Below are 8,180 nucleotides of genomic sequence, written 5' to 3'. Positions count from 1 at the left end.
AGAGAATCCATCTGAAGATGGAGGTTTTTAACCTCTATCCGCCTTCGGCGGACTGAAGTTTTTTAGAGACTATAAAAAGTTCCGTGGGCGTCTGAGATATTCATAAGGAAAATTGGTGCCTCTCAACCACTATGCACTGAAAGTGCATAGGTTGCTTCTGGACTGAAGGTCCTGTAGATACTCTGTTCCGCTGCATCCCAAAAAAATCACTCCGGTGCATAAATTGGACTAATCAGGGAACCGTTTCGGCCGGCGAGTAGAAACGGCTGCTATCGAAAGGCCTGCGATTTTTGAGCATGGCCTGGATGGCGAGCAAGAGCTTACGCATGACGGCACAGACGGCCTGGATCTTCTTGAGGCCGCGGGTGTCGATGAGATGGTGGTAGTAAGCCGTGAATTGGGATCGTGCTGTGAACCGCTGAGCGCGGGCATGTAAAGGGCGATCCGAAAGCGGCATGAAGTTGGTTCTTGGTTTGGGTTCGCCGCTGGTTGAGGGCGGCGATGCGGCGGGCACCAGCGCGGATAGCGAGTGCCAAGTCGTCGGGGCGTTGCCAGCGCTCGAAGGGCCTGCGTTGGACGAACGCGGCCAGGCTGGCGGCATCGGTCTTGGCGAAGCGGGCGGGGAGCCAATCGACGCACAGGCTCGAGGCCTCAGGGCGGAACGACTTCCCAGGTCTCGCCATCAAATCCCTTTATACCTCATCCATGGTTTTCCCTTAGAAACAGAACATACAAGGGCGGACTAAGCTTGCGCTATTCGCCGGATGCCAGCCACCTCCGTCGGGTGGTGGCTATCCCTGGCCTGACCCGATCGACGGGCTGCCACCCGGCGGGTGACGGCGTGCCCACCACCGCGGCAAGCGCAGTGCCTAGCGCACGCGCCTGACCCGCCCTACGGGCTCCGCAGTTCATCAGCTACCAGCGGCTGGCAGCTGGCGACTGGTAGCTGGTGACTGGGAACCGGAAACAACCTACTCGCCTCGCAGGTAGAACATGGGAGTCAGAGGAAGCTGTCTTTGCTCTGAGCCCGAAACCTGGCCTCTTGCGTGGTGATCAGTCCCTCCCGCAGGAGGCCCTGAAGGTCTTGGTCCAGGGTCTGCATACCGAAGGCTTGTCCGGTCTGGATCGACGAGTAGAGCTGGGCCACCTTGTTCTCACGGATCAGGTTACGGGTGGCCGGGGTGCCGATCATGATCTCGTAGGCGGCGATACGCCCACCATCGATCTTCTTGAGCAGGGTTTGTGAAATCACCGCGCGCAGGGATTCCGAGAGCAAGGAGCGCGTCATGTCCTTCTCCCCCGCGGGGAAGACATCGATAATGCGGTCGATGGTCTTGGCAGCGGAGCTGGTGTGTAGGGTCGCAAACACTAGGTGCCCGGTCTCCGCCGCCGTGAGTGCCAGCCGAATGGTCTCCAGATCCCGCATCTCGCCCACCAGGATGATGTCCGGGTCCTCACGCAGGGCCGACCGCAGGGCCGCGCTGAAGCCCAGGGTATCCTTATGGACCTCGCGCTGGTTGACGAGACACTTTTTGCTGCTGTGAACAAACTCGATGGGATCTTCGATGGTCAGGATATGCGCGGAGTGGCGGTGGTTGAGGTGATCGATCATGGCGGCCAAGGTGGTCGACTTGCCCGAGCCGGTGGGGCCGGTCACCAATACCAGGCCGTGCGGCACGTCGATGATCTTCTCGAACACCTTGGGCGCGCCCAGTTCCTCGAGTGTCAGCACTTTTAAAGGAATAACGCGAAAGACGGCTGCCGCCCCGCGCTGCTGGTGGAAGGCGTTGACGCGGAAGCGTGCAAGGCCCTCGATCTCGAAGGAGAAATCGACCTCCAATAGCTCCTCGTAATCCCGACGCTGCCGGTCGTTCATACTATTCTGGACCAACGCGTGGACGATGGGGTGCTTCAGAGGGGGCAGGTCGATGGGGCGCAGGTCTCCGTCGCCCCGGATCATGGGCGGCAGTCCGGCGGAGAGATGCAGGTCGGAAGCCTTGTTCTCAACGCTGAAGGTGAGCAGTTCGATGATATTCACTCGGCAGTCCTCAAAAGGCCCATTTGAACCGCAAAGGCGCAAAGAGATTGTGGTTCAAGCACTCATCATATATCCGCAGATTACGCCGATTATTTCGTTTTTCATCTGCGAAAATCTGCATAATCTGTGGATAAAAAAACGGAAGCGTTAGCCGCAAATCAAACCGATGTTATCAGTGCTTCGGCACGGCTGTACCAGGTCTTGCGCGTTCGGGGCACGTATCTTCCGCACTATCTATAGGTGATGGGTGTAGCCGCAAGCTGCCTGTGAGCTGGCCTACGTTGATGAGCCCGTGGCGGTCCAGGTAGGCGCAGATCCCTTGGTTGACGGCGGGGAGCAGCAGCGGATCGTAGAACAGGGCGGTGCCGATTCCTACCGCGCTGGCGCCGGTGATCAGGAACTCGAGGGCGTCTTCGGCGCCGGCGACGCCACCCTGGCCGATGATGGGAACCCCGTGCTCGCGGCAGACCTGATAGACCTGGTGCACCTTTAAGAGGGCGATGGGCTTGATGGCCGGCCCGGACAGCCCCCCCTGATTGTTGCCGATGACCGGAGTTCGCGCTTCGCTGTCGATCGCCATGCCCATCAGGGTATTGATAACGGCGAAGGCGTCCGAGCCCGCCTCCAGGCAGGCCCTGGCGTTCGCGGCGATGTCGGTCTGATTCGGTGAGAGCTTGGTGATCAGGGGCTTGGTGGTAGCGGCCCGGCAGGCGGCGACCACCTGTGCCGACAGCTTCCGGTCATTACCGAAGGCTACACCACCCGCCTTGACATTGGGACAGGAGATGTTGATCTCGATGGCGTCGATGGGAGAGTCATCGAAGCGGCGGGTGACCTCATAATATTCCTCGACCGTGGTGCCTGAGACGTTGGCAATAAACCGTGTTTCGGTAAAGTCGAGGGTAGGTAGGATCTGCTCCACCACATGATCGACGCCGGGGTTCTGCAAGCCGATGGCGTTCAACATGCCACTCGCGGTTTCGCAGATCCTGTGCGGAGGGTTCCCTAGCCGGGGCTCCAGCGTGGTTCCCTTGAGGCATAGGGCCCCGGCATCCCGATTCGAGAATCCCTTGACACGCGTATACTCCGCACCGAAACCGACACACCCGGACAGCAATACCAGGGGGGTGTCGAAGCGCAATCCGCAAAAATCGATCACCAGCCGGGGATCATTCACCCGAGTACACCTGTGTACAAATGAGAATTCTTTTTTGCCGCCAATGAACGCAAATCGGTCGAGATTAGCTCGTCATCATCGACGCTGCTTGGCCTATTAACATTGATTTGCGTCGTTTGCGTTTATTTGCGGCTAAATTTTCCATGGAGTTCCTGCCAGCTCAATGTTATCGGTCGTTGAGAGCATCCGTACTAGGGGGTTAGATATTCGACTTCTCGGGGACTTCTTTAACATCAGGTCAACTCGGCCTTGCTGCTGCGCATGAGGAGGCTGCGGGTTGCCTGCTCCGGCGTGCGGCCCTCGTACAGCACGCCGAACACCTGGCTACAGATGGGCATCTCCACCCCCAACCGGTGGGCGATGGTATTGATGGCACGGGTTGTTATCACGCCTTCCACTTCTTGGCCGATCTCGCGCTTGGCCTCCTCGACGCTCAGTCCCTGCGCCAGGGCCAGGCCTAGGCGGCGGTTTCGGGACTGGTCGTCGGTGCAGGTAAGGACCAAATCCCCGAGCCCGGCGAGGCCCATGAAGGTGTCCCGCCTGCCGCCCAGCCCGGTGCCGAGCCGAATCAGCTCCACCAGTCCGCGCGTGATCAGGGCGGCCCTGGTGTTGGCCCCGAAGCCGAGACCGTCGGCAATGCCCGCGGCGATTGCCAGTACATTCTTGGCCGCGCCACCCACCTGAACGCCGACCAGATCGTCGCCGGTGTAGGCCCGAAAGTGGTCGTTATGCAGATAGCCGGCTATGCGCTGCGCGTGTTCCGGTCTCCGGGAGGCCACGGTGACCGCCGTGGGCAACCCCTTGGCCACCTCTTGCGCAAAGCTGGGGCCGGAGACGACAGCCAGATCCCGGGACCCTAGGATTTCTTCCGCGACCTGATGCAGGAGCCGCCCGGTGTGGGGCTCGAATCCCTTGGTGGCCCAGGTAATGCCGAGTCCCTCCGGCAGTCGGTCGGGGAGCCGGCGCAACACAGCGGCGAAGGCGTGGCTGGGAATGACGACCAGGAGCTCGCTGACCCCCTCCAAGGCATCAGTGAGCTCCGCTACGGGCTGCAGCGTCGGCGGCAGCGGAAACCCAGGCAGATAACGGCGATTTTCGCCGTCGCGATCCAAGGCCAGAATCTGCTCCGGCGCATAATCCCAGATCCGCACGCGGTGGCCGTTGCGACACAGCAGCAATGCGAGCGCCGTACCCCAAGAGCCGGCGCCCAGGACCGCGAGCGCGGGAGCGAAGGTCTGACTCAATGCGAAGTCGGGGCGGGATCACCCTTGGCCTGATCCGCCATCTGTTGCTGATGCTGGGCGAATAGGGCGTCGAAATTGACCGGCTGCAGCACCAGCTGCGGGAAGCTGCCCTTGGTGACCAGATCGGAGACGACCTCACGGACATAGGGAAACAGCAGATTGGGGCAGTAGGCCCCGAGCAGATGGGCAAGCTCCGGGTCCGGGAACCCCTGAATCCCGAACAGGCCCGCCAGATGGACTTCCACGATCGAGGCCGTCTGGTCGGCGAGCTTGGTAGTGGCGGTGACCGACAGGATGACCTCGAAGGTGTCTGCGTCGAGCTTGTTCGCCTGGGTATTCATGTTGAGCTCGAGCTTGGGTTGCCACTCCTGGCGGAAGATGTGGGGGGCATTCGGCGCTTCGTAGGAAAGGTCTTTGGTGTAGATGCGGTGCACCACGAACTGCCTTTCGTTTTGCTGTTCGTTCTCGGTCATCGGCGATCATCCGGTTGCGGTTGAAAGGGAGCCCGGCTGGGTTTTTAAGACCTTGCCATCAGTGCTTCTTCTTAGACAAGGGCAGATTGGCATTCTGCCAGGCCAGGACCCCCCCGCGCAGGTTATGCACATTCTCGAAGCCCTCCTTGCGCAGCTGTTGGCAGGCCATCGCTGACTGGGAGCCGGAGCGGCAAGCGACCAGGATGGGTCGCTCCTTGTGCTTCTGCAGGGTCCCGATTTGTTTTTTGAAACCGTTCATGGGGAGGTTGAGCGCATTGATGATGTGCCCCTGGGTGAAATCGGCCGCTGGCCGCACGTCTACCACCAAGGCGTCCTTGTGATTGATGAGCTCCGTCGCCCCGGCCGGATCCACCGAACCCCGCCCACTGACGAGTAGGTTGTGGATCAACAAAGCGATAATTACTGCCAGTACCGCGAAGAGCTCCCAGTGGTTACCGATAAACTCGATCAGTTGTTGCGGCTGCATGTGGGATACGACGAGAAATTTCCGGGACCGGGCCACGCCGGCGTCAGGTATGAACCACCCGCGGCGGATAAGACCAATCGGGGATGCTAAGTATAAGGCCCTGCGGGACGCGAGTCATCTTTCCCCGGTCAGGACAAGGTGGGTACGGAGCAAGGGCTTCCGGTTATCAGTCACCGGCTTCCGCATTCTTGACCACAGGGGTGTCTGGGTCGAGCCGCAGCTCCTTGATCTTGCGGGTCAGGGTATTCCTACCCCAACCCAGCAGACGCGCGGCTTCTTGGCGCCGACCACTGGTATGCTCCAAGGCCGTCTCGATGAGGATCTGCTCGAATACGGGGAGTGCTTTGTCCAGCAGGGCGGTCTGGCCCTGCCGGAGTCCATTGCGGGTCCACCGGCGCAGGGAGACCTGCCATGGATCGTCTGCCGCCTTCCCGGCTCCCACACCCACCAGCTCGGGAGGCAGATCCTCCGCATGGATCTCTTTGCTGGAGGCCATCACCGTCAACCAGCGCGCTGTGTTCTCGAGTTGACGCACATTGCCTTGCCATTCGAGGCCACTGAGCCTCTCCTCAGCACTCGGTAGTAAGACCTTGGGCTCGCAATCCAGCTCGGCGGCGGCGCGGGAAAGGAAGTGTCGCATCAACAACGGGATATCCTCGCGGCGCTCGCGCAATGCCGGCAGCCGGATCCGGATGACGTTCAGGCGGTGAAACAGATCCTCACGAAAGCGTCCGGTTTGAACCTGCTGCTCAAGATTCTGGTGCGTGGCAGCGATGATTCGCACATCGACCCTGACCGGAGAGGTACCACCGACCCGGTAGAATTCCCCGTCCGCGAGGACGCGCAGTAATCTCGTCTGCAGCTCCGCCGGCATATCGCCGATCTCATCCAAGAACAGGGTGCCACCATGGGCCTGCTCGAAGCGTCCCTGGCGTTTGCCTTGGGCCCCGGTGAAGGCGCCGCGTTCATGGCCGAACAGCTCGGATTCCAGGAGATCATGGGGAATCGCCGCCATATTCAATGCGATGCAGGGCTGATCGGACCTGGGGCTATGGCGGTGCAAGGCCCGTGCAACCAGCTCTTTCCCGGTCCCGGACTCGCCGTTGATCAGTACGGTGATATGCGAACGCGCCAGCCGCCCGATGGCGCGAAACACCGTCTGCATCGCCGGTGCCTTACCGATGATATCCGGCATCCGGTCGAGGGGCTTACCAGCTATGTCATCGCCATCCGGGTGGCGGCGACAGGCACGTCGGATCTGATCCGTCGCCTCGTCAAGATCGAAGGGTTTGGGCAGATACTCGAAGGCCCCGCCGTCAAAGGCGGAAACGGCACTGTTGAGATCGGAGTGCGCCGTCATAATGATGACCGGCAGGTCGGGATGCTCGGACGTCAATTGTCGTAACAGGTCCAGACCGTCGATACCAGGCATCCGTATATCGGAGACGATGACATCCGGCCGCTTGCGGCGGAGGGATTCCATGATACCGACGCCGTTTGAGAAGCTCGTCACCGCCATGCCTGCCTTGGTCAGGGCCCGCTCCAACACCCAACGGATGGATCGATCGTCGTCGATTACCCACACCATCGACCTTCTAGTGTAGTGCGCCATTCTGTTTGGAACTTAAGCGGCGATTGGCGCGAACCACCTTCTCCAGGATGTCGCTGGCCTTGGCGGTCCAGATAAACGGCTTGGGATTCTGGTTGTGTTCGGCGATATAGCCTTCGATACTCTGGATCAGTTCAGGCACGCTGATGAATACTCCGCGGCGCAGCTGCCGGGTCGTCAGATCGCGGAAGAAGCGTTCGACCATGTTCAACCAGGAGGCAGAGGTGGGCGTGAAGTGCAGCTGGAAACGCGGGTGCTTTTCCAGCCAGGCCTTGACATGCGGGTGCTTATGGGTGGAGTAGTTATCGCAGATCAGGTGCAGGCTCTTGTCCTGGGGCGTACTGCGCTCGATCTGGCGCAGGAACTTCAACCATTCAAGATGACGATGGCGTGCCTGACAGTGGCCGATGACGGTTCCATCGAGCACATTGAGAGCGGCAAACAAAGTTGTCGTCCCGTGGCGTTTGTAGTCGTGGGTCATCGTTGCCGCACGCCCCTTTTTCAACGGCAAGCCCGGCTGGGTGCGATCCAGGGCCTGCACCTGGCTTTTCTCGTCACAGCACAGCACCAGCGCGTGCTCGGGCGGGTTCAGATACAACCCGACGATGTCCTCGAGCTTTTCGATAAAGTGCGGGTCGCGCGAGACCTTGAAGGTTTCAACCCGGTGTGGTTTGAGCCCGTGAGCTCGCCACACCCGGCGAATGCTGGAGGCACTCACCCCGGTTGCCGCGGCCAGCGTGCGCGTGCTCCAGTGCGTGGCCCCCGGCGGCTTCGTCTGTGTCGTCAGACGAACGATCTCGTGCCTATCAACTCGCCGCGGGCGTCCACCGCGCGGGCGATCTTGGACAATCGCCGCCAAGCCGCCTTCGGCATAGCGGGAGCGCCAGCGACCGACCGACACCCGACCCACTCCAAGTCGATCAGCGATCTGCCCGTTGGTCAAGTCGTCCGCCGCCAGCAGCACCATAGCTGCACGCCGTGCCTCGCGCACACTGACGGTATTGGAGTTGGCCATTCGCTTCAGCCGCTTGCGCGCTTCGGGCGTCAAATTGATTACCGGCGCCATTCGCATTCCCTGCCTCCTGTCTGCATCGGCTCTCTACAATGGACAGGTGGCAGCTCTGTTAGTTCCACTATTTATAGCGCACTACA

General features: G+C 60.6%; 8 protein-coding genes. All 8 read right to left on the bottom strand.

Annotation, left to right across the window (positions count from 1 at the left end; all coding sequences use genetic code 11):
- Window positions 1–232: 232 nt before the first annotated feature.
- The gene (locus tag BQ17_RS00480) at window positions 233–457 is read right to left on the bottom strand and encodes a hypothetical protein (RefSeq protein ID WP_089723799.1); all 225 of its coding nucleotides are present in this window, start codon (window positions 455–457) and stop codon (window positions 233–235) included.
- A 543-nt stretch (window positions 458–1,000) separates the two neighbouring features.
- The gene (locus tag BQ17_RS00470) at window positions 1,001–2,038 is read right to left on the bottom strand and encodes a type IV pilus twitching motility protein PilT (RefSeq protein ID WP_089723797.1); all 1,038 of its coding nucleotides are present in this window, start codon (window positions 2,036–2,038) and stop codon (window positions 1,001–1,003) included.
- Between the two features lie 172 nt (window positions 2,039–2,210).
- On the bottom strand, window positions 2,211–3,215 hold the full coding sequence (locus BQ17_RS00465) for a dihydroorotate dehydrogenase (RefSeq protein ID WP_089723796.1): 1,005 nt from the start codon (window positions 3,213–3,215) through the stop codon (window positions 2,211–2,213).
- 233 nt (window positions 3,216–3,448) lie between these two features.
- Window positions 3,449–4,459 carry an NAD(P)H-dependent glycerol-3-phosphate dehydrogenase gene (locus tag BQ17_RS00460; RefSeq protein ID WP_089723795.1) on the bottom strand — a complete coding sequence of 337 codons (1,011 nt, stop codon included), beginning with the start codon at window positions 4,457–4,459 and terminating at the stop codon, window positions 3,449–3,451.
- Entirely contained in the window at window positions 4,456–4,932 is a 477-nt protein-coding gene (gene secB, locus BQ17_RS00455) for a protein-export chaperone SecB (protein ID WP_089723794.1), read from the bottom strand. Before secB ends, BQ17_RS00460 begins: the two co-directional genes overlap by 4 nt.
- Window positions 4,933–4,990: 58 nt before the next feature.
- Window positions 4,991–5,419, bottom strand: coding sequence for a rhodanese-like domain-containing protein (locus tag BQ17_RS00450; protein WP_089723793.1), 429 nt, complete (start codon window positions 5,417–5,419; stop codon window positions 4,991–4,993).
- 166 nt (window positions 5,420–5,585) lie between these two features.
- The gene (gene ntrC, locus BQ17_RS00445) at window positions 5,586–7,007 is read right to left on the bottom strand and encodes a nitrogen regulation protein NR(I) (protein WP_256091424.1); all 1,422 of its coding nucleotides are present in this window, start codon (window positions 7,005–7,007) and stop codon (window positions 5,586–5,588) included.
- A 7-nt stretch (window positions 7,008–7,014) separates the two neighbouring features.
- The gene (locus BQ17_RS00440) at window positions 7,015–8,100 is read right to left on the bottom strand and encodes an IS630 family transposase (RefSeq protein WP_089723791.1); all 1,086 of its coding nucleotides are present in this window, start codon (window positions 8,098–8,100) and stop codon (window positions 7,015–7,017) included.
- Between the last annotated feature and the right edge of the window lie 80 nt (window positions 8,101–8,180).

The sequence above is a fragment of the Candidatus Thiosymbion oneisti genome, from assembly GCF_900092655.1.
In the GTDB taxonomy this organism is placed as follows: domain Bacteria; phylum Pseudomonadota; class Gammaproteobacteria; order Chromatiales; family Chromatiaceae; genus Thiosymbion; species Thiosymbion oneisti.
This window is presented reverse-complemented; position numbering and strand designations above follow the sequence as displayed.

Excerpts from the sequence above, each read along its gene's own strand:
- secB (WP_089723794.1), bottom strand. The coding sequence starts at position 4,932 with ATGACCGAGAACGAACAGCAAAACGAAAGGCAGTTCGTGGTGCACCGC.
- BQ17_RS00480 (WP_089723799.1), bottom strand. The coding sequence starts at position 457 with ATGCCGCTTTCGGATCGCCCTTTACATGCCCGCGCTCAGCGGTTCACA.
- BQ17_RS00450 (WP_089723793.1), bottom strand. The coding sequence starts at position 5,419 with ATGCAGCCGCAACAACTGATCGAGTTTATCGGTAACCACTGGGAGCTC.
- ntrC (WP_256091424.1), bottom strand. The coding sequence starts at position 7,007 with ATGGTGTGGGTAATCGACGACGATCGATCCATCCGTTGGGTGTTGGAG.
- BQ17_RS00440 (WP_089723791.1), bottom strand. The coding sequence starts at position 8,100 with ATGCGAATGGCGCCGGTAATCAATTTGACGCCCGAAGCGCGCAAGCGG.